General features: G+C 37.5%; 19 protein-coding genes and 1 pseudogene. 4 read left to right on the top strand and 16 right to left on the bottom strand.

Features of this window, described 5'->3' with window-relative positions; all coding sequences use genetic code 11:
- Positions 1 to 9: 9 nt before the first annotated feature.
- Genes FIM66_RS05290 through rpmE form a run of 5 tightly spaced genes read right to left on the bottom strand, consistent with a single transcriptional unit; the run spans position 10 to position 3,593 of the window.
- Entirely contained in the window at positions 10 to 831 is an 822-nt protein-coding gene (locus FIM66_RS05290; RefSeq protein ID WP_140600161.1) for a hypothetical protein, read from the bottom strand.
- Positions 828 to 1,793, bottom strand: a complete 966-nt coding sequence (locus FIM66_RS05285) for a sialidase (RefSeq protein WP_140600160.1) — start codon at positions 1,791 to 1,793, stop codon at positions 828 to 830. The genes FIM66_RS05290 and FIM66_RS05285 overlap by 4 nt, the downstream gene beginning before the upstream one ends.
- Before the next feature lie 12 nt (positions 1,794 to 1,805).
- The gene (rlmB, locus tag FIM66_RS05280) at positions 1,806 to 2,489 is read right to left on the bottom strand and encodes a 23S rRNA (guanosine(2251)-2'-O)-methyltransferase RlmB (protein WP_140548268.1); all 684 of its coding nucleotides are present in this window, start codon (positions 2,487 to 2,489) and stop codon (positions 1,806 to 1,808) included.
- Positions 2,490 to 2,501: 12 nt separating this feature from the next.
- A complete protein-coding gene (gene rsmI / locus FIM66_RS05275) occupies positions 2,502 to 3,365 on the bottom strand; it encodes a 16S rRNA (cytidine(1402)-2'-O)-methyltransferase (protein ID WP_140500388.1) in 864 nt (287 codons plus the stop codon).
- 24 nt (positions 3,366 to 3,389) lie between these two features.
- Positions 3,390 to 3,593 (bottom strand): 50S ribosomal protein L31, encoded by a 204-nt coding sequence (gene rpmE / locus FIM66_RS05270; RefSeq protein WP_000715278.1) that lies wholly within the window; start codon positions 3,591 to 3,593, stop codon positions 3,390 to 3,392.
- A 263-nt stretch (positions 3,594 to 3,856) separates the two neighbouring features.
- Between rpmE and rho the strand changes: the two genes are divergently transcribed.
- Both rho and murI read left to right on the top strand, forming a co-directional pair.
- Entirely contained in the window at positions 3,857 to 5,173 is a 1,317-nt protein-coding gene (gene rho / locus FIM66_RS05265; protein ID WP_001004709.1) for a transcription termination factor Rho, read from the top strand.
- Positions 5,174 to 5,210: 37 nt separating this feature from the next.
- A complete protein-coding gene (gene murI / locus FIM66_RS05260) occupies positions 5,211 to 5,978 on the top strand; it encodes a glutamate racemase (RefSeq protein WP_140478917.1) in 768 nt (255 codons plus the stop codon).
- 134 nt (positions 5,979 to 6,112) lie between these two features.
- Here murI and FIM66_RS05255 read toward each other — a convergent pair whose 3' ends face one another.
- A complete protein-coding gene (locus FIM66_RS05255; RefSeq protein WP_238700196.1) occupies positions 6,113 to 6,487 on the bottom strand; it encodes a C-terminal helicase domain-containing protein in 375 nt (124 codons plus the stop codon).
- Positions 6,488 to 6,611: 124 nt separating this feature from the next.
- On the opposite strand from FIM66_RS05255, the pseudogene FIM66_RS05250 reads away from it, so the two are divergent.
- Positions 6,612 to 6,716: pseudogene (locus FIM66_RS05250) on the top strand (RNA-guided endonuclease InsQ/TnpB family protein); the annotation flags it as partial.
- Here FIM66_RS05250 and FIM66_RS08325 read toward each other — a convergent pair.
- Complete coding sequence (locus tag FIM66_RS08325; protein WP_140600159.1) at positions 6,673 to 6,855, bottom strand: hypothetical protein; 183 nt, start codon at positions 6,853 to 6,855, stop codon at positions 6,673 to 6,675. The pseudogene FIM66_RS05250 and the gene FIM66_RS08325 overlap by 44 nt on opposite strands.
- Before the next feature lie 192 nt (positions 6,856 to 7,047).
- Positions 7,048 to 10,587: a type IV secretion system oncogenic effector CagA gene (cagA, locus tag FIM66_RS05240; RefSeq protein ID WP_140600158.1), complete on the bottom strand. Its 3,540-nt coding sequence runs from the start codon at positions 10,585 to 10,587 to the stop codon at positions 7,048 to 7,050.
- A gap of 399 nt (positions 10,588 to 10,986) precedes the next feature.
- Here cagA and FIM66_RS05235 point away from each other — a divergent pair, with 399 nt between their 5' ends.
- Positions 10,987 to 11,175 (top strand): hypothetical protein, encoded by a 189-nt coding sequence (locus FIM66_RS05235; RefSeq protein WP_000849503.1) that lies wholly within the window; start codon positions 10,987 to 10,989, stop codon positions 11,173 to 11,175.
- Between the two features lie 260 nt (positions 11,176 to 11,435).
- Here the strand turns inward: FIM66_RS05235 and FIM66_RS05230 are convergent, their stop codons facing one another.
- The 8 genes from FIM66_RS05230 to hslV all read right to left on the bottom strand — a co-directional run bounded on the left by FIM66_RS05230 (position 11,436) and on the right by hslV (position 18,901).
- On the bottom strand, positions 11,436 to 13,271 hold the full coding sequence (locus tag FIM66_RS05230; RefSeq protein ID WP_140600157.1) for an AAA domain-containing protein: 1,836 nt from the start codon (positions 13,269 to 13,271) through the stop codon (positions 11,436 to 11,438).
- Positions 13,271 to 13,480, bottom strand: a complete 210-nt coding sequence (locus FIM66_RS05225; RefSeq protein WP_120928236.1) for a hypothetical protein — start codon at positions 13,478 to 13,480, stop codon at positions 13,271 to 13,273. The genes FIM66_RS05230 and FIM66_RS05225 overlap by 1 nt, the downstream gene beginning before the upstream one ends.
- Before the next feature lie 323 nt (positions 13,481 to 13,803).
- Entirely contained in the window at positions 13,804 to 14,250 is a 447-nt protein-coding gene (locus tag FIM66_RS08160) for a hypothetical protein (RefSeq protein ID WP_238700565.1), read from the bottom strand.
- A gap of 240 nt (positions 14,251 to 14,490) precedes the next feature.
- Positions 14,491 to 14,949 carry a hypothetical protein gene (locus tag FIM66_RS05220; RefSeq protein ID WP_238698576.1) on the bottom strand — a complete coding sequence of 153 codons (459 nt, stop codon included), beginning with the start codon at positions 14,947 to 14,949 and terminating at the stop codon, positions 14,491 to 14,493.
- A gap of 184 nt (positions 14,950 to 15,133) precedes the next feature.
- Positions 15,134 to 16,126 carry a cell shape-determining L,D-carboxypeptidase Csd6 gene (gene csd6, locus FIM66_RS05215; protein ID WP_140548256.1) on the bottom strand — a complete coding sequence of 331 codons (993 nt, stop codon included), beginning with the start codon at positions 16,124 to 16,126 and terminating at the stop codon, positions 15,134 to 15,136.
- On the bottom strand, positions 16,123 to 17,028 hold the full coding sequence (gene era / locus FIM66_RS05210; RefSeq protein ID WP_194146989.1) for a GTPase Era: 906 nt from the start codon (positions 17,026 to 17,028) through the stop codon (positions 16,123 to 16,125). The genes csd6 and era overlap by 4 nt, the downstream gene beginning before the upstream one ends.
- Positions 17,028 to 18,359 (bottom strand): ATP-dependent protease ATPase subunit HslU, encoded by a 1,332-nt coding sequence (hslU, locus tag FIM66_RS05205; RefSeq protein WP_140490682.1) that lies wholly within the window; start codon positions 18,357 to 18,359, stop codon positions 17,028 to 17,030. Before hslU ends, era begins: the two co-directional genes overlap by 1 nt.
- Positions 18,359 to 18,901 carry an ATP-dependent protease subunit HslV gene (gene hslV / locus FIM66_RS05200; RefSeq protein ID WP_140472567.1) on the bottom strand — a complete coding sequence of 181 codons (543 nt, stop codon included), beginning with the start codon at positions 18,899 to 18,901 and terminating at the stop codon, positions 18,359 to 18,361. Before hslV ends, hslU begins: the two co-directional genes overlap by 1 nt.
- Between the last annotated feature and the right edge of the window lie 2 nt (positions 18,902 to 18,903).

Genomic DNA, 18,903 nt, shown 5'->3' with positions numbered 1-18,903 from the left:
TACCCCTACTTAAGGCATCGCATCAAAAACCACGCTAATCCCATTTTTTAAAATGATAGGGTTTTTTGCGTCAGTGATATGGATAAAACGCACGCCATTGAGCAAATTAAGAGCGATTTCTTGTTGCTTGTTTTCTTTAGCAATGATTTGAATAATCTTTAAGTTTTCATCATAAAAAATGATTTTGGGTTGCCACAAAGGGTTATTAGAGCTTATTTTTAAATACGCATTCTGATTCACGCTCAGCCAGTATTTCCCACTCGCTTCCTTAAATTCCACAGGATCGCTGCTCAAAACTAAAGCTCTCGCATTAGGGAGCTTGACTTCTTGTAAAGAAAAATCGTATTCCCACTCTTTCAAGGATATGCGCCTAATATCCACAAAATCAAAACCATGACTTTTCATCGTCTCTATCAAAATGTTAGGGTCTAAAACATATTCCGTTTTAAGCTCATATAAAAAAACATTCTCGCCCGAAGAGCTTTGCATTTTAATGGGCAAAACATACGAATACCCCATCATGTTCAAAGAATTATTGATGCTTTTGGCAAACACTAGGGGATTGCTTGAAGCCTTGAAAGTGATTTTCAACATGCTTGGCTTGTCAAAATTAAAAGACAAAAGCCCATTTTCTTTGAGAGTGTTGAGCAGTTTCAAGGAATCCAAACGCCCCATTACATAGAAATCCTTACGATTTTTAAACAAACGCTCTAAAAAAAGCTTGTTCGTATGATAAGCCCGCTCCCCCATTAAATTCTCAATCTTATCGTTTAAAGCATCAGCGTTTAATAGCGTTCCTCCAATAATAAAAGCTAAAAAAAGGTTTTTCATTGCTGGAGTTCTTTGTATTGGGCCTCGTTGATGAGCGTTAAGCCTTTATTTGGCTCGTATAAAAACCGCCTGGTTTTGCTGTCGTTATAATCTTGTTCTTGATGGTTGTTTTTAAGACTAAGATGCCCATGCCCAAAACGCAACAACAGGCGGTGGTTTTTGGTTTCTAAAGAATAATTTTTTTTAAAAACCTTTTGAAAGGAATTTTTTTTCTCATCCAAATCAATCACTTCTACCCAAATATCTTTTTTAGGGATGATATAAATGGTATTGGGATTTTCTTTGATCGCTTCTTTTCCTTGCTTGTAGTGTTCTTTTGGTTTTTCTTCTGGTTTAGGCGTTGGCTCTGGCTTGTTTTCTTCTGTAGGATTAGCTTCATTGAAAGAACTATTTTTGGTGTCGGGCTTAATAGCGCTTTCTTGCTCTCTCTCTTCTTTTAAAGAAGAGCTGTCTTGAATGATAACGACCACTAAAATAATGACAACCACCCCTAAAACCAAAACAAAGGGTTTCCATTTGGAAGATTTTTTGGATAATGAAGTGTTGGCTTGATTGATGCTGTAATCCAATTCAACCTTAAGGGGTTTTTTTGCTGTTTCTTCAGGATCTGTTTCTTGATTTTTCTCTTTACTTACGCCCTCTTTAAAAACACACACTTTGTCAAATTCTTTCATCCATGCGCTCAAATCCATTTTATACTCGCGCTCTAAAATTTGTATAAATCCCCTAGCATGCACCCTTGATAAAGACTCATAGCGTTTTTCCAAGATAGAATGGATATTTTTAGAAGCGATTTTAGTCGCCCTGCAAATTTCTGTTACTCCAACTTCTTTTAAAATCTGCAAATTTTTATCTAAATTTTTAAGCGATAATTCTTCTAATGCCGCACCAGAAATATCTTTAGAAATGTTTTGAACACCAGAAAGATCTAAATTTTCTAAACTTTTTTTATGCTGTTCCATTCAATTGACCACCTAGTTGATTTTATCCATTAAGATCCCTGCTGCCACGCTCACATTGAGCGAATCAAAATCTCTTCGCATTTTTACGCTTAATATAGTATCCATTTTAGCAAGGATTTTTTTAGACAACCCCTCATGCTCGCTCCCCAAAAAAAGAGCGCATTTTTTTAAGGATAGATTTTCTACTTGACTAGAGCCTTGCATGCTCGCACCCAAACATAAAAACCCGCTCGTTTTCAATTCATTGATTAAATCCAGCGTGTTAGGCACAACGCTAAAAGGCAAATCATACATAAGCCCCAAGCTGGATCGCACAATCCCCTCATAAGCCAATTCTTTAGCAAAATCTAAAATAACGCCATCCATTCCTAAGCAATACGCGCTCCTAAAAATACCCCCAATATTCCCCACATCCGTAATCCCACAAAGCACTAAAAGTTTTTGCGCTTTTTTAACCTCTTTTAAAGAAACCGCCAAAGGCAGTTCCACCTTAGCTAAAACCCCTTGATGATTCCCTCCCTTAGCCAAGCTTTGCGCTTTTTTATTATCCACTTTGATGATATTAGGGCATGCTTTTTTGAGCGCGAAAAAAAGCTTTTTGTCTATTTCTTTAGAAAGATAGATTTCTTGCAATTTTTCTTGATGAGAGTTTAGAATGCGCATAATCACCTGCTTGCCATAAATTACTGCTTGCATGCTAAACCCCTTTTATTGATTTTTTTCTTCTAACAAACGCTGGAAATAAAGCTCTTTAGCGTTTTTTTGTGTCATAGCGGCTTCAATTTTAGCCTTAATTTTAGGAGGTAAATCCAACTCCAATAACGCCGATAGCCCCATGCAAGGCTCTATTTTTTTCTCATTCAAAAGCACTAAAACCCACTCCCCTTGGATATTATTTTGTTGCAACCGCTCCATGATTTGAGAAACCTCTCCTAAATAATATTGTTGGTGGAGTTTGGTAAGCTCTTTAGCTGCAAACAAATGCATGCCTTTAGCCAAATCGTTTAAATCCTTTAAAGTCTCTAGCAATCGGTGCGGGCTTTCATAAAAAACCACCGGGGTTTTTTCTTCTAAATACGCTAAAGCGTTTAAAATTTTAGCGATTTTTAAGCGCCTTTCCTTACTCTTATGAGGTAAAAAGCCGGCGTAAAAAAACCGCCCTTCTAAAAACCCGCTCGCGCAAAACGCCGTAGTGAGCGCATTAGCCCCGGGCAAAACATCGTAGGGAATGTTATGTTTTAAAGCGTGAGCGACTAAACTCATGCCTGGATCGCTCAAACTTGGCATGCCCGCATCGCTCATCACAGCGATTTCTTTGTCAAAAAAAGAAAGCTCTACTTTGTTTAAAAATTCCTGGTCATTGTGCGAATGGAATGCGATAAACTCCCTTTTTTGAGTAGCGATATTAGGGAAAGAATGGCTAATAACAGGGTTTTGTGCAAGCAAGTGCAACAACCTCTTACTCACCCTTGTATCCTCGCATAAAAAAACCTCGCAACGCTCTAAAACTTCTAAGGTGCGTAGCGTAATGTCAGCGAGATTACCTATAGGAGTGGGCAAAAAATACAGCACAAAAAGCCACGCTTTTTAAAAGAATTACTTCAAGTTGTAGCGTTGCTTGAATTTCTCTACTCTCCCTGCAGTGTCAGCGATTTTATCGCTACCGGTATAGAAAGGGTGGCAAAAGCTAGAAATATCAATACGCATTTCAGGTTTGGTGCTTAAAACTTCAATTTCTTTCCCGCTAGTTACGCAAGTAACTTTGCATGGGATATATTCGGGGTGAATGCCTTTTTTCATCAAGTATCCTTTATTTTTAAATTTAAACTTAAAATTATAGCATAAGTCATAATAAATTAAAACACTCTAAAATTAAAACAAAAATTTGCTTTGTTAAAAAAATTATGATAGCATAGCAAAGCATTACGAAATCCAACACTTGTGGCATGCGCCACTTATTAGCATCTTTTGGTTACACTAATTTTTTAAGAATGCTTTAGCTTTTTGTATTTTTATCTTAATTGCAACAAACTAGAAATCTCTTTTTGTTAAAAGGAAATTTAATGAACGAAAACGCGCCTACGCACAAAAGTTCGCACAAAGTCAAAACACACACGCCAGTGAGCGGTTATCACATTGAAGATTTACGCACCTACCCTACTGAAAAGCTTTTAGAAATCGCTAACAAGCTCAAAGTGGAAAACCCCCAAGAATTCAAACGACAAGACTTGATGTTTGAAATTTTAAAAACCCAAGTTACGCAAGGCGGATACATTCTTTTTACCGGGATTTTAGAAATCATGCCTGATGGCTATGGCTTTTTAAGAGGGTTTGATGGGAGTTTTTCAGACGGGCATAATGACACATATGTTAGCCCTTCTCAAATCAGGCGTTTTGCTTTAAGGAATGGCGATATTGTTACCGGTCAAGTGCGATCCCCCAAAGACCAGGAAAAATACTACGCCCTTTTAAAAATAGAAGCCATCAATTATTTGCCTTCAGATGAGATTAAAAACCGCCCTTTGTTTGACAATCTAACCCCCCTATTCCCTGATGAACAAATCAAATTAGAATACGAACCCACTAAAGTTACCGGCAGAATGTTAGATTTATTCAGCCCTGTGGGGAAAGGTCAAAGGGCTTTGATTGTTGCGCCACCAAGGACTGGGAAAACGGAGCTGATGAAAGAACTCGCCCAAGGCATCACTTCTAACCACCCTGAAGTGGAATTGATTATCCTTTTAGTGGATGAGCGCCCTGAAGAAGTTACGGATATGCAACGAAGCGTTAAGGGACAAGTTTTTAGCTCCACTTTTGATTTACCCGCAAACAACCACATACGAATCGCTGAATTAGTCCTAGAAAGGGCTAAAAGGCGAGTGGAAATGGGAAAAGATGTGGTGGTTTTATTAGATTCTATCACCCGTTTAGCCAGAGCGTATAACGCTGTAACGCCTTCAAGCGGTAAGGTTTTAAGTGGAGGCGTGGATGCGAACGCCTTGCACAGGCCCAAGCGCTTTTTTGGGGCCGCAAGGAATATTGAAGAAGGCGGGAGCTTGACGATTATCGCTACTGCATTGATTGAAACGGGATCTAGAATGGATGAGGTGATTTTTGAAGAATTTAAAGGCACCGGGAATAGCGAAATCGTTTTAGCAAGGAATATTGCGGATAGGCGCATTTACCCAGCCTTTGATATTTTAAAATCCGGCACACGAAAAGATAATATCCTGCTTGGCAAAGACCGATTGACTAAAGTGTGGGTTTTAAGGAATGTGATGCAACAAATGGACGACATAGAAGCCTTAAGCTTTGTGTATTCTAAAATGCAACAAACTAAGGACAATGAAGAATTTTTAAATTTAATGAATGAAAAATAAAATCCCTAATTAATCCCATTAAATTAAAAAAAGTGTCATGAAAATAGGCGTTTTTGATAGCGGTGTGGGAGGGTTCAGCGTTTTAAAAAGCCTTTTAAAAGCGCAACTATTTGATGAAATCATCTATTATGGCGATAGCGCTAGAGTGCCTTATGGCACTAAAGACCCCACCACGATCAAGCAATTTGGATTAGAGGCTTTGGATTTTTTCAAACCGCACCAGATTGGATTATTGGTTGTGGCATGCAACACGGCGAGCGCTCTAGCTTTAGAAGAGATGCAAAAGCATTCCAAAATCCCTATTGTGGGCGTGATTGAGCCAAGCATTTTAGCGATCAAGCAACAAGTAAAAGATAAAAACGCCCCTATTTTAGTGCTAGGGACAAAAGCGACGATTCAATCCAACGCTTATGACAACGCCCTGAAACAACAAGGCTATTTGAATGTTTCGCATTTAGCCACTTCTCTTTTTGTGCCTTTGATTGAAGAAAGTATTTTAGGGGGCGAATTGTTAGAAACTTGCATGCGTTATTATTTCACTCCCTTAAAGATTTTACCTGAAGTGATTATTTTAGGTTGCACGCATTTTCCCTTGATCGCTCAAAAAATTGAGGGCTATTTTATGGAGCATTTTGCCCTTTCAACGCCCCCCCTACTCATCCATTCGGGCGATGCTATTGTGGAATATTTGCAGCAAAAATACGCCCTTAAGAAAAATGCACACGCATTCCCTAAAGTGGAATTTCATGCGAGCGGCGATGTGATCTGGCTAGAAAAACAGGCTAAAGAATGGCTCAAATTGTAACGCTAATAAAAATTTAGGGTCAAATAACTCAATTCCCCAAAAGGGCCTCTCACACTATAAGGGTATTGTGTTGATTATAAAAAGCGCTTTAGAGAGATTTATGAAAGCGTTTTGAAGCGAATAATGTCTAATGATTATCTTTGGAAAAGATTACCTATTCTACAGACTTGCAAAATAGCGTTAAAGATATTCTTCTCATCGTTTCGCAAATTCTCAAAGAAAGACTTTTTACCCACAAAAATGAGATTTTCTTTTGCCCTAGAAATAGCTACATTCAAGCGTTTAGAATCTAGCAAGAAAGAAAGATTACCACAAGTTTTCACGGTGGAATAAATAATAATGTCTGCCTCCTCGCCTTGAAAGGCATCCACAGTGTCTATTTTGAGCTCATCAAAATTCTTGAAGCCGTATTTTCCCACTTCTGATCGCAAGCGTCTTTTTTGGGCATTATAAAGTGTGATAATTCCTATGGTTTTTCTGATTTTTCTTTGGTTAAGAGCGCGATTGATTTGCTCTAAAAGCTCTATGATTTTTTGAACTTGATCTTTGTTATAGCTACTTGTTTTTTCTAGTTGATGCTCTCTTTATAACCCTTAATTAATTCCGCATTATAGCACGAACCCACTAGCACAATCAAATTTAATTTTAAGCAAAGGGTTAAGTCTTTTTGGGGTAGGAAATATCCATGCAGACTTTAAAGAACAAAGCCTTTCGTTAGTGTCTGTCGGGATATTTTAAGGTGAAGTGCCCAACCGCTAAAGACGATTGGGCTTCCTAGGCTGATGTTGCCCGTAGGGAGAGTTTGGTTCTCACTCTGTGTCCCTATAGTAGGGATTTTACAGAGTTCGAGCTCCAACGCATTCCCTACAGGTCTCACACATCATATCTCCAAAGGCGTAACTTTGCACACTTCCTACGCTAGATACGAATGTATGGGGATATGATACCATGAATTAGGTAGCATTCATCCCAAACACTAAAGATATTTGGGATTTCTGCTTGGGTAGTTTAAAAAACCCCCTGCTTTTAGCAAGGGGTGGTTTTTGCGTTTTTGGTATTCCTTAATCCTTTAAGATTTTTGGAAACCACCTTTTGTATTAACGTTCTTGATTCCATGCTCTGCATTTTCCCCCGCCAAGCAGTAATATCCTGTAGAAAATGCATTGGTTAAAAATTGCGTAAAGCCAGACTTAATGTCTTTTACAGCATTGTTCAACTTGGTGGAAAACTTGAACGAATCAGAATAATCTTTCATATTCTTCTGGTTGAAGCCAATTTTATCATACTCTGACAAAGGAACGCTTCCCACATTATGTGCAACTATCTTATCATTCACGAGCTTGAGCCACTCAGGGTTTTTTTGCGTTAGCATGCCGATCGCTTTTTCATTGATTGCTCCATTTCGGATATTGCTATTAATGCGTGTGTGGCTGTTAGTAGCGTAATTGTCTAGTTTCGCTGACAAACTAGCAGGTACTTTTTTTGCACTTTCAGCCCATAGATTCACAGAATTGTTTTTTACAGAATCTTTGAGATTGTCTATCGTTTGCTCTAGATTGCCAAAAAAACCTGCTTTAGCTTCTGATACCGCTTGATTGAGATTGTCAATCTTCTGTTTCAATTGTTGCTCCCTTGAAAGCCCTACCTTACTGAGATCATCAACTTTATCATGCCTTTTCAAAGGGAAAGGTCCGCCGAGATCATCAATCGTAGCATAAATGGGTTCAGGGCTAGCTGAAAGCCCTACCTTACTGAGATCTTCAACTTTATCATGCTTTTTCAAAGGGAAGCCCGCTGCTTGCCCTACACCACCCAAACCACTTGCTATTTGATTGAGTCGGTCAATTTTTGCATTTACCTTTTTAGCAACTTGAGCGTAAATGGGTTCTTCATGGCTAGCTGCTTGTCCTGCTTTCTTTTTATTGACTTGAGCGTAAATGGGTTCGTTTTTGAGTCCATTATTGTTGTTATTGAAATTCCCAAGTTTTGCATTCAACTCTTTCTTGATGTCCGAAAAGTTTTTAGAAAGAGTTGTGGCTTCTGCTTTAGATAACCCATTACCGACTAGGGTTCCATTCACACCATTCTTAACGGATTGGTATATTTCAGATTTTTTTCCAGTATTGAAATCTTCATTTTTTTGAGCTTGTTGAGCCAATTGATCCTTTGAGAAATTTTTGAGATCGGCTAGCGCTTGCTCTACCCTACTGAAATCGCCCGTTTCTTTAGCCACTGATACCGCTTGATTGAGATTATCAACTTTATCCGTTATCTTTTGATTGATGATCACATCTTTAACGGAATTTTCAAGGTCGCTTTTTGCTTGCGTTACCTTGCTGAAATCCTTATTTTTGCCATTTTTGAATTCATTCAAAGCTGCATTAAGGTTTTCAACTTTTGAAATCCATTCTGGATTGATACCTAAATCTTTCACCGAGCCTTTAAGGGCTTTTAGCGTTTCTTCTGCCTTGCTGAAATCCTTATTTTTGCCATTTTTGAATTCATCAAAAGATTTATCAAAGCCTTTCAAATTCTTGTTGATATTCTCAAGTTTATCAGACAATTCCCTTTTGATGCCTTTAAGATTCGAAGCGTAAGCAGCCGCTCTTGCTTCCCTAGTAGCCTCTTTATTAATCAACGCAAAAATCTCATCTTTTTGGCTGTTAGCTTGAGATTTCGCTTCCATTTTGTTTTTGTTGCCGCTTTTGCTCTCCAAATTTTTCGCTACTTCTTTCTCCAAATGCTCTCGTTTCCTTAGGGATTTTTCAAGATCTTTCTGAGCTTTTTTCACTTCGTCATAATTGCCTGTGTTTTTAGCTTCAGCTACAGCTTTATTGAAGTTTAAAGCTTTTCCAACCAACTCTTTGTTGCTGTTCAAAAAGTCTTTGACGAGCTTACTGGCTTCATTTAGGGACAATCCTTTAGTGGCTAGTTTATCTTCTAAATCACGCCTTATAGGATTAGTGATAGCGAGATTATTCAAATTAGGCAAATTAAAGACAGCTACCTTGTCAAAGCCTGCTTCCAAATGGGAAACGCCATTCGTAGCACCCACGCCCTTATCAGGACTCTTGGAGGCGTTGGTGTATTTGAAATTAGAATAATTAACAAACATCACGCCATCATGTTTTAGGTTACCTTGAAGAGTAACATTTTTCTCCCTATCTAAAGCTTTATCTGCTTTTTTCCCATAATCTTTGAGAGTGTAGCTCAAATCCCCATTACCAAACTCAGTAATTAAAGCTGAATGTTTTGGGTCTTTTTTAGAAACAAAAGCAATACGATCATTCCCTAGGGCGTCTAAATAAGCCTTAGAGTCTTTTTGGAAATCTTTAATCTCAGTTCGGAATTTTTCCTTCTCTTTCTCGCTCAAGTTGTCTAATTTAGCATTGTTTTGTGCAAGAAATTCCATGAAATCTATTTTGTTTCGGATCTCTTCTTGACTCAATGCTCGTTGTGAGCCTGTGAGTTGGTCTTCTTCGTAGAGATAAAAACTAGGGTTGTTAATCCCTTTCTCACCACCTGCTATGACTAAGCCACTGCCGTTTTTCATATGCACATTAATTATTGTAGCTACATTGTTACCTTGTTGGTCTTTATAACCAACGGTGGCGTTCCAATCGTGCTTGGCTCCAAAACCACCATTGCCCGCATACAATAATGAAACTTTTTCAGGTTCTATGCCATTATGACTCCCCATTAACACAGAAGACAGAGCGTTATTGTGAATCAATAATTGATTGAACTTGTAATTGGGATCAATATCAGCGACTCCCTCAACATCTAACATTTCCATATCGCCAAGAGTGAATTTAGAAAAATTACCTCTTTCATCAAGTAAATCTCTAGCTTCAGGCGGTAAGCCTTGTATGTCGGTGGTGGTAGTGGCTATATCTGGTTGGACATGGGGAACTGGTTCTTGATTGATTGCTTCTTTGACATCAGAAGATTGTTTTTTGTCAAATATAAATGAGAGAAAAATATCCAACCAATCCCCACCAGTAGGCTCTCCATTTTTTTCTGCTTCTTGCCTTTCTTTCAAGGATTCATCAAACACGCCCATGAACTTTTGATCCGTTCGGATTTGATTCCCTATAATGATTCCTGCAAAAGATTGTTTGGCAGATTTTAAAAACTCTGCTTTTTCTTTATCATCAGGGATAGGGGGTTGTATGATATTTTCCATAAAATTTCGGATCGATCGGGTGTTGATTTTAGACGGATCGTTTTGATGGGACACCCAACTTGTGAAAATTCGGTAACGCTGATCCCCAAATTTCTGAAAGCTCTTTGTGGAAGATTCTACATCAATGAGAGCGTCTTTGTTGATTAAATCATTGCTCTTATTGATAAAGTCTGAAAAATACTGATTCTTTTTGGTAGGATTTTTGATCGCTTTATTGGAGTATTCTTCCCTTAATTGCGAGATTCCATCAAAAGCTTGCCTGTTATCCCTATCGTTCTTATCAACGATTGGTTTTTGATCAGGATCATATGAAGCGACAGCGTTATCAACTTTAAGAAAAGCTACTTGAAGATTATTGATAAATTGCTGCGGATTAAAAGCCGCTTCGGTTTGTGGTTGTTGGTTAACGGTTTCGTCAATCATTGTTTCTCCTTACTATGACCTAGTTTCATACCTATCGGTATCTTGTTGGTATCAAAGACTGCTAAAAATCGCTACACGCTTGATCAGTCAATTCATGTCTTTGAACACTATCATTATACCACAATATTTAAAAACAAGGTGGGTGTAACAAGCCTACTATAATTTTAATTCAAGAAGTCTAACTAAAATAAAAGGAGAAATTTTAGTTAGGGCTTTATTATAGCAAAAATTATAAATTATCAAGGATTACAAAGGGTAGCGTTTATGGTTTGGATTTAGGGCGTTATTGTGATTGTTTTGAGTTTCATTTACTTTTTGTTTAATAATAAATCTTAACTATCATAAACGCATGATTAAAGTATTTGAGTTATTAAAAATTTTAAAACAAAAGGATATAAAATGAAAACCATTAGAAATAGCATGTTTATTGGAGCGTCTTTACTCGGCGGTTGCGCTAGCGTTGGGACTTATTTTGACGCTTTGCGTGTTGCTTGTGTTAAAGACGCCGTTATAGAGAAAGAATCGCACCACACGCCCAAAGACTTTGGCAGCTTTTATTTTAGCAATCAAACTGATATTGGGTTTTAGGGTTTTTTCTTCTTAAAAAATGTTTTGGCTTTTTTGTTAAATGTTGATTGAGCTAAGCATTTCAAGATATTTCAAAATAAAGAAAAATTAAAATAAACTAAAGTCAATCCAACTCAAGCTCTCATCTAGGATCTTTGAGTATTTTAAAAGTCATGCGATGGATTGGTAGATTATAAAGTTATGGCTCACCATAAAGTAAAGCATTCAAAAAAAATAAGTTTGCAATTTAGGAGCGTTTTGAAGCGAATAATGTCTAATGATTATCTTTGGAAAAGATTACCTATTCTACAGACTTGCAAAATAGCGTTAAAGATATTCTTCTCATCGTTTCGCAAATTCTCAAAGAAAGACTTTTTACCCACAAAAATGAGATTTTCTTTTGCCCTAGAAATAGCTACATTCAAGCGTTTAGAATCTAGCAAGAAAGAAAGATTACCACAAGTTTTCACGGTGGAATAAATAATAATGTCTGCCTCCTCGCCTTGAAAGGCATCCACAGTGTCTATTTTGAGCTCATCAAAATTCTTGAAGCCGTATTTTCCCACTTCTGATCGCAAGCGTCTTTTTTGGGCATTATAAAGTGTGATAATTCCTATGGTTTTTCTGATTTTTCTTTGGTTAAGAGCGCGATTGATTTGCTCTAAAAGCTCTATGATTTTTTGAACTTGATCTTTGTTATAGCTACTTGTTTTTTCTAGTTGATGCTCCCCTTCAACATTAATCCAACGGATAATATTCTTAGGATCGTAAAATTGCGAGGTATTTTTGATTGCTCCATTCTTTTGATAATCTAACACGGAATAATTAAGATTGAAGTCATTAAAAATATAAGCGTATTTTAAAATTTGAGATCCCAGTCGGTCATTAAAGAGTATAATCACATCCATGTGTTTGGGTTCTGGCTCTTTTTCAGCAATGAATACACTTTTTAGCAAGTTGTCATAATTTGTTACCCACACCTTGAGAGTATCCCTTGGTGTGTACTTTTTATGTTTAAATTCCTTGTATGCAATGGGTAGTGAAAGTTGTATCCCATGAAACAAACACTTGGTCATTTTCTTATCAATTGCATCTTCATACCTAGGCGACACTTCAAAAACGCTCTCTTCTAAAATGTGCTTATAGATCAAACCTTTACACAAGCTAGCTTTGAAAAGTTTGTTGTCTTCTTTATTTTGCCGTGTGATTAAAATATAAAATTCCTCTTGAGAGTTATAAGAATCCCATAACTTTTTTTCATGTTCTCCAGATTCCAAACTTAGGCGTTGCCCATAAATATTGCTTTCTTCATCTCCATCATGCGCATAGATTTCACTTTTATTGACACAAGCAAGTTTTCCAACATAAAGAAAGTCTTGAGGCAAGAGATAGTTTGGCTCCATAGTTTGGATATGCTTTAAAATTTCATCTATGGCACATTCTTTTTTCTTTATCCGGCTTTGATCCTTATTGATAAAATGCCAAGCCCTGTCAATTTTTTCTTGTCTCTCATCCATCCACTCTTGCATTTTAACAGCATTCTTTGGGTTATTAGATTGCGATTCATCACGCCATTCTTCAAATTGTTCTAATACCTCTTGATGTTTCTTAATATCCTTTTCATTCTCTTTGACCTTTTGTTTTAATTTTTTAATCTCACCCAAATCACTTTTAAGGCGTTTTTCTTTCTCTTGTAATTGAGTTTTTAAACAAGACAAATAATCCAAATAAGCTAAAGCGCGGCGTTGCGCGTCTTCAAAGCGGTTGTAATATATTTGCAGTGCATGTTTTTGCTGTATGGGTAGAGATTTCATTTCTTGTTGGATTTGCTCTAGAACAGCCTCTAATTGCGTGGGTGTCTCTTTCTTTTCTTGTTGCAATCTTTCAATTTCTTGCAAATAGCGTTGGATAATATTGAGACAATGGTCTGCGATCTTTAGGGTTTGTTGGTGTTTGTGGCGTTTTTTAGCCTGTTGCGCTTTGTGCGTGTAGTCCTCTATATTTTTTTTGAGCGTGTTTTGGCGTTCTTTTTCTTTTTCGGTTTCAACATCAAAAAAAGCCGCCAACACCCCAAAACCAACTGCTAGGATAGCCCCACCCACAATAAAGGGTAGCATTAATTCACCTTAGATGTTAATGCAAGCAAAGCTTGTTGGTAATGAATCAGTTGCGCATGCAATCCATCCACCATTTGGTATTCCCCATGTTCGCAGCTTAAAAATTGATTCAGCGAATCAATCTTATTGATGATGCTTTGCATTATTTCTAAAAGCTTCATGTCTTTTTCATGCTCATTGGAGAGTCTGAGCATTTCTTGTTCATGCATCTTATTGAGTGCCGTTATATCTCTTTGGAATTCAGCGATCTTTCTTTCAATCTGTTGTTTGAAGCTATCATCTCTTGATTTGCTTGTATTTCTACTTGTTTAGTCTTTTCTTGCTCTTTGCTAATTTCTTTCTGGGCATTGATCGCTGATGAAATCAAGTCTTTAGAAGTAGTTACCAACTTTAACATATCTGATAAAGAGAGATTGTCAAGAAAACCCCCTTTAGAATTTCTTTTGGCGTGGGTAAATTAACGCTTTTCATATTAACCTCCTATAAAGTTTAAAGACGCTTAGCAATGCGCTGTGAGCACTTCATGGTATTGTTAGCGCAAGGCTACAATTCTTTGGGCATTGTCATAAGGGAATTTTTTCTCATATTCATCTAAATGTTCCTTGATACATTTTAAAACCATAAAGCTACATTTATAAGCTAATTTAAGCTGATGCATTTTATCCGCATTCTTGTGTATTCTAGCATCTATCTTTTCTAAGTCTTGGGCAAGCTGTAATCTGAGCTTCTGTTTGTCTAATCTTAATTCTATCAAAAGATTTTCATATTGTTTTCTTAAAGTATTGCGTATTATTTCTAATTGTTTGGTTTGCTCTTTAGCGGCACGATATTGGCCATAAGAATGGATCATATCAGCCAAACTAAGCACCACATCCACACAGACTAAGACTGGACTCACTTTAGCGATTCCTTTTGCTCCATAGCGTATGGCACTATAGATGATTTTTTGTGTTGTGCATACCACGCGCAAAACGCCCATCGGTTTTAAAGAGATCGATGCTTATCATAGTTGCTTGCAGAGTGTTTCTATCTCTATAAAACACTCTTGCTCCCCATGGATTGCACGAATATATGTTATCCTTTCGATCTTTGTAGGTGTTAGTGCCTTTGGATTGATTTTAAAAATTAAAAACCGCTCTACTCCCTTTGGTTCTAAACGCACCCTGATCTCATCTGAAACATCTTTGAAGTCTTTCGCATTATCCAATAAGCGCAATACCTAATCAATATCCTTGCACGCATTATAAAGTTCCTCAAATTCTTGTAGGCTTAAATCTTCTCCTGCAATGAGCCACCCACAAGAACGATCTGTTAGCTCTTGGCGTTCACGCCATTTTTTTACTTTTTCTCTCACTGCATTTTCTAAAAACACCACCCGATTTGTGCGATTAAATTTGTTGATTTCATCATGTAATTTTAAAATGTTGCACCCATAAACACTGATCTTGTGTTTTTCATTGACAAACCCCCGCTTTACTAAAAAATCTAGGTGTTTTTGAATGGTCATAAAATCAATCTCTGTAACTTGTGATAATTCATTAAGATTTAATCCATCTCTAAAAGCATGCAAGCAAAATAGAGTGAATTCCCCTATATCTTCAATTCTTTCCAAACAAAGACTTAATTTATATCCCTGATATGGAATACTCACATCTATAAAACCAGTGTCATGCTTCATCCTTATAGCTCCTAAAATCCTCTATTCATAATTCTTAATTAATGTTTCTTAATCATTTGTTATTTTTAAAGCTCCATTCCCTTTTTCACTCTGTAAAGTTGCACGATTATTTCTAATGCCAATGACTTTGGCTTCCATTACTTTGTCTTTTATCGTGGTCTTGACTTCAGCGTCTATCTCTAGCTTATTTTTCCATTATAATAGACACTTGATTGTTGTCAATCTCCATATAGAGTTCTTTTTGAGAATTGGAGCTATAAGAGAGCTTGTTTTGCTGGTAGGCTTTGTAATCTTGGTCAAACACCACATAAAACAAGCGTTTGTTTTGAGAGTTGGGGTAAGGGATCACATTGATAGAGGAAAAAGCGATATTTTTTTTTTCATTTTTTGCAAACACCCTTTTTTTATACTCTTTAAAAGCGTTGAATTTCATGCCGTCATAGCGAGTGAAATCGGGGTTATAAAAACGCATGTAGCGTTCAAAATCGCCCCTAACCCAAGCTTCTTTCCATTGAAAAAGGGAGCTTAAAATCATGCTCAATTCCTCTTTAGTGCTTGGGAAAAACTTGTCTTCATAGGTGATGAGGAACGCTTTTTCGCCTTTTAACACTTTGTCATAAGAGCTTAAAAGCGGGTTTTCAATCGCAATACAACCCTTGGTGTTCAATTCATTCCGATCGCCATTTAAAGGCATTCCATGCACCCAAATGCCATGCCCGGTGCGTTTTTTCAAGGTGTCATACAAATTAGGGTAATTCGTTACAAAAGCCAAAACGCCATAATATTGATCCAAGCGCTCTAATTTCTGCGTGATACGATACACTCCAATAGGCGTGGCCAAATCGCCCTCTAAAGTCTTATCGCCTTTTTTAGAGCCTACAAGGGCTTTAGAGCTGTTGATTTTTTTAAGCATGTTGTTGTCTATTTCATAAAACTCTAAACTAGGCTTGGATTTATTAGCCACAAATAAAAACTGCTTGTTTTGATAATAGCCAAAATCCGTGTCCTTATTTTGAAGCTCTTCTGCCCAAAAAGATTTATCCGCTAAATAAGAATCCAGCTTTTGACCCACCACTTCCAAGCCTTGTTTTTGATAAAGGCGCATGATTTCTAACAAACGATCACTAGCATTCAAGCCCACAAACCCCATTAACAAAGCCGGTAATATTTTTTTCAATCCATACCCCTTTTATGGATATAGCCCAGTTTTTGCAAGCTCTTTTCTTCCTTGCTCCATGATTTTTGAGCGATCACTTGCAAGTTTAAAAAAACCTTTTTTCCGCCCACTTCTTGCATTTTCAATCGTGCACTAGTCCCGATGCGTTTGATATTCACCCCGTTTTTGCCTATCACGATTTTTTTTTGGCTTTCTTTTTCCACGATAATATGTGCATACACCTTATCTATGCGTTCTTCTTCTATAAATTTATCAATCATTACATCGCTTTCATAAGGGATTTCATCGCTCAAAAAATCAAACAAACTCTCCCTAATGATTTCCTTATAAATATCGCGCATTTTTTCATCGCTCATCAAATCCTTTTCAAAAAGCCATGCGCTAGGGCTTAAATGTTTGCTGATGCATTCTAAAAGCGTGTTTAAATTTTGAGATTTTTTCGCACTCAAAGGCACTAAAGCTAAAAATTGTGAAGCGTATTTTTGATACTCTTGTAATTTTTGCAAAACCTGCTTATGCGTGGCGGTGTCAATCTTGCTCAAAGCCAAGATATGGGGTTTTTGGCACAAACTCAAAAACTCTTCATAGCCTTTTAAATCATCATGCACAGAAGCCAAAAAAACGCATAATTCAGCATCGCCCATCGCTTTTAAAGCCTGTGAGAGCATGCATTGGTTGAGTAATTTTTCTTGATGATGAAGCCCTGGCGTGTCTAAAAAAATGATCTGGCTCTCATACCCCTCTTTATCTTTAAAAGGCACGATGCATTTCATTAATTTTCTTGTCGCATTAGCCTTATGCGAAACGAGGGCTAAATGAGCGTTTAATAAAGTGTTTAAAAGAGTGCTTTTTCCAGCGTTTGGTTTGCCTATAAGAGCTACAAAGCCCGCCTTAGTTTTCATTATAAAATATACTTCACTAAATTTTCATCAGCCACTAAATCCTCTAGCTTTGATTGGACCAACTCTTTAGTGATAGTAACATTTTGCCCAGAATAATCCTCCGCTTCAAAGCTAATGTCTTCTAGCACTTTTTCAATGGTGGTGTGCAACCTTCTAGCGCCTATATCTTCGCTTTTTTGATTGGCGTTATAAGAAAGTTTGGCTAACTCTTTGATCGCATCGTCTTCAAACGCAATTTCTACGCCCTCCACTTTTAAAAGGGCTTGGTATTGTTTGATGATAGAAGTTTTAGTTTGGGTTAAAATCATATACATGATTTCTTCGGTTAAATTCTCTAACTCCACCCTTAAAGGGAAACGGCCTTGCAATTCAGGGATGAGATCGCTTGGCTTAGAAAGATGAAAGGCCCCTGCTGCAATGAATAAAATATGTTCTGTTTTAATAGAGCCATACTTCGTATTCACCACACTCCCCTCTACAATCGGCAACAAATCCCTTTGAACCCCCTCTTTACTGGGATCTTGACGGCCTGCTTCTTTAGAGCTTACAGCGATCTTATCAATTTCATCAATAAAAATCACCCCTGAACTTTCCGCGTGCTTCAAGCCTTCCATTTTAATGGCTTCGCTGTCTAAAAGCGTGTCGCTAATTTCTGCCTTTAGGGCTTCTTTAGCCTCTTTAACGCTTAAAGTTTTTTTGACTTTATCCTGTTCTTTATGGAAAAACTTAATCACATTTTCTTGAACCCTTAAAATTTCAGGCGGCACGTTAGAATCAATCTCTATGCTTTTTTTACGCACTTCAATTTCAATTTCTCGGCTGTCCAACTCGCCTTGCGCGATTCTTTGTTGCATTTTTAAAAGGCTGTTAGCGTATTCTTGTTTTTTTTCTTCGCTCACGCCATTAGGCAAGGGGGGTAGGAGTTTTTTAGCGATTTTTTCTATAACCGCTTCTTCAATCTTGTCTTTTAATTTTTCTTTATGCTCATTTTCCACTAAAAGCACGCTGTTATTGACTAAATCCCTTACCATAGACTCCACATCGCGTCCCACAAAACCCACTTCTGTGTATTTGCTCGCTTCCACTTTCACAAAGGGGAGCTCCATGATTTTTGCTATTCTTCTTGCGATTTCAGTTTTACCCACGCCAGTAGAGCCAATCATTAAAATGTTTTTAGGCGTGATTTCTTCTTGTAAGGATTTTTCCAGTTGTAAACGCCTGTAACGATTCCTAAAAGCGATAGCGATAGACTTTTTAGCTTCCTTTTGCCCAATGATGTATTCATCCAAATAAGCGACAATTTCTCGTGGGGTCATATTCAATTTAGACATTAAAGCTCCAAAATTTTAATATTCGTGTTGGTGTAAATGCAAAGATCCCCTGCGATTTTTAAGGACTCTTCTACAAGTTTTCTAGGCTCTAAATGAGCGAAATTATCTAAAGCCCTAGCCGCACTCAAAGCGTAATTCCCCCCACTCCCAATAGCAGCGATCTTATTGTCTTCAGCCTCTAAAACATCGCCCGTGCCGCTCAAAATGAAAATGTGATCCAAATTTAAAACGATCATCATCGCCTCTAGTCGGCGTAAATACTTGTCTTTGCGCCATTCTTTGCTGAAATCCACTACGCTTTTAAACAAATCCCCTTTTTTGCTCTCTAAAATGCGTTCAAACATATCAAACAAACTAAAAGCGTCCGCCGTGCTTCCGGCAAACCCGCTTAAAACCTGGTTGTAGTACAAGCTTCTGATTTTTGTCGCATTGGCTTTGACTACGCAATTGCCCAAAGTTACCTGCCCATCGCCTCCAATGAGTGCGAACTTCTTGCCCCCCATCTCCCCTCTATAGCCTAGAATCGTCGTCGCTTCAAACATTT

The organism is Helicobacter pylori, from assembly GCF_006439795.1.
In the GTDB taxonomy this organism is placed as follows: domain Bacteria; phylum Campylobacterota; class Campylobacteria; order Campylobacterales; family Helicobacteraceae; genus Helicobacter; species Helicobacter pylori_CR.
The sequence above is the reverse complement of the archived record's forward strand: the minus strand, read 5'-3'. Positions and strand labels throughout refer to the sequence as shown.

What these genes read in the sequence shown, in the direction of transcription:
- FIM66_RS05290 (WP_140600161.1), bottom strand. Translation starts at nt 831, where the DNA reads ATGAAAAACCTTTTTTTAGCTTTTATTATTGGAGGAACGCTATTAAAC.
- FIM66_RS05285 (WP_140600160.1), bottom strand. Translation starts at nt 1,793, where the DNA reads ATGGAACAGCATAAAAAAAGTTTAGAAAATTTAGATCTTTCTGGTGTT.
- rlmB (WP_140548268.1), bottom strand. Translation starts at nt 2,489, where the DNA reads ATGCAAGCAGTAATTTATGGCAAGCAGGTGATTATGCGCATTCTAAAC.
- rpmE (WP_000715278.1), bottom strand. Translation starts at nt 3,593, where the DNA reads ATGAAAAAAGGCATTCACCCCGAATATATCCCATGCAAAGTTACTTGC.
- rho (WP_001004709.1), top strand. Translation starts at nt 3,857, where the DNA reads ATGAACGAAAACGCGCCTACGCACAAAAGTTCGCACAAAGTCAAAACA.
- murI (WP_140478917.1), top strand. Translation starts at nt 5,211, where the DNA reads ATGAAAATAGGCGTTTTTGATAGCGGTGTGGGAGGGTTCAGCGTTTTA.
- cagA (WP_140600158.1), bottom strand. Translation starts at nt 10,587, where the DNA reads ATGATTGACGAAACCGTTAACCAACAACCACAAACCGAAGCGGCTTTT.
- FIM66_RS05235 (WP_000849503.1), top strand. Translation starts at nt 10,987, where the DNA reads ATGAAAACCATTAGAAATAGCATGTTTATTGGAGCGTCTTTACTCGGC.
- FIM66_RS05230 (WP_140600157.1), bottom strand. Translation starts at nt 13,271, where the DNA reads ATGCTACCCTTTATTGTGGGTGGGGCTATCCTAGCAGTTGGTTTTGGG.
- FIM66_RS05225 (WP_120928236.1), bottom strand. Translation starts at nt 13,480, where the DNA reads ATGCATGAACAAGAAATGCTCAGACTCTCCAATGAGCATGAAAAAGAC.
- FIM66_RS08160 (WP_238700565.1), bottom strand. Translation starts at nt 14,250, where the DNA reads ATGGGCGTTTTGCGCGTGGTATGCACAACACAAAAAATCATCTATAGT.
- FIM66_RS05220 (WP_238698576.1), bottom strand. Translation starts at nt 14,949, where the DNA reads ATGAAGCATGACACTGGTTTTATAGATGTGAGTATTCCATATCAGGGA.
- era (WP_194146989.1), bottom strand. Translation starts at nt 17,028, where the DNA reads ATGAAAACTAAGGCGGGCTTTGTAGCTCTTATAGGCAAACCAAACGCT.
- hslU (WP_140490682.1), bottom strand. Translation starts at nt 18,359, where the DNA reads ATGTCTAAATTGAATATGACCCCACGAGAAATTGTCGCTTATTTGGAT.
- hslV (WP_140472567.1), bottom strand. Translation starts at nt 18,901, where the DNA reads ATGTTTGAAGCGACGACGATTCTAGGCTATAGAGGGGAGATGGGGGGC.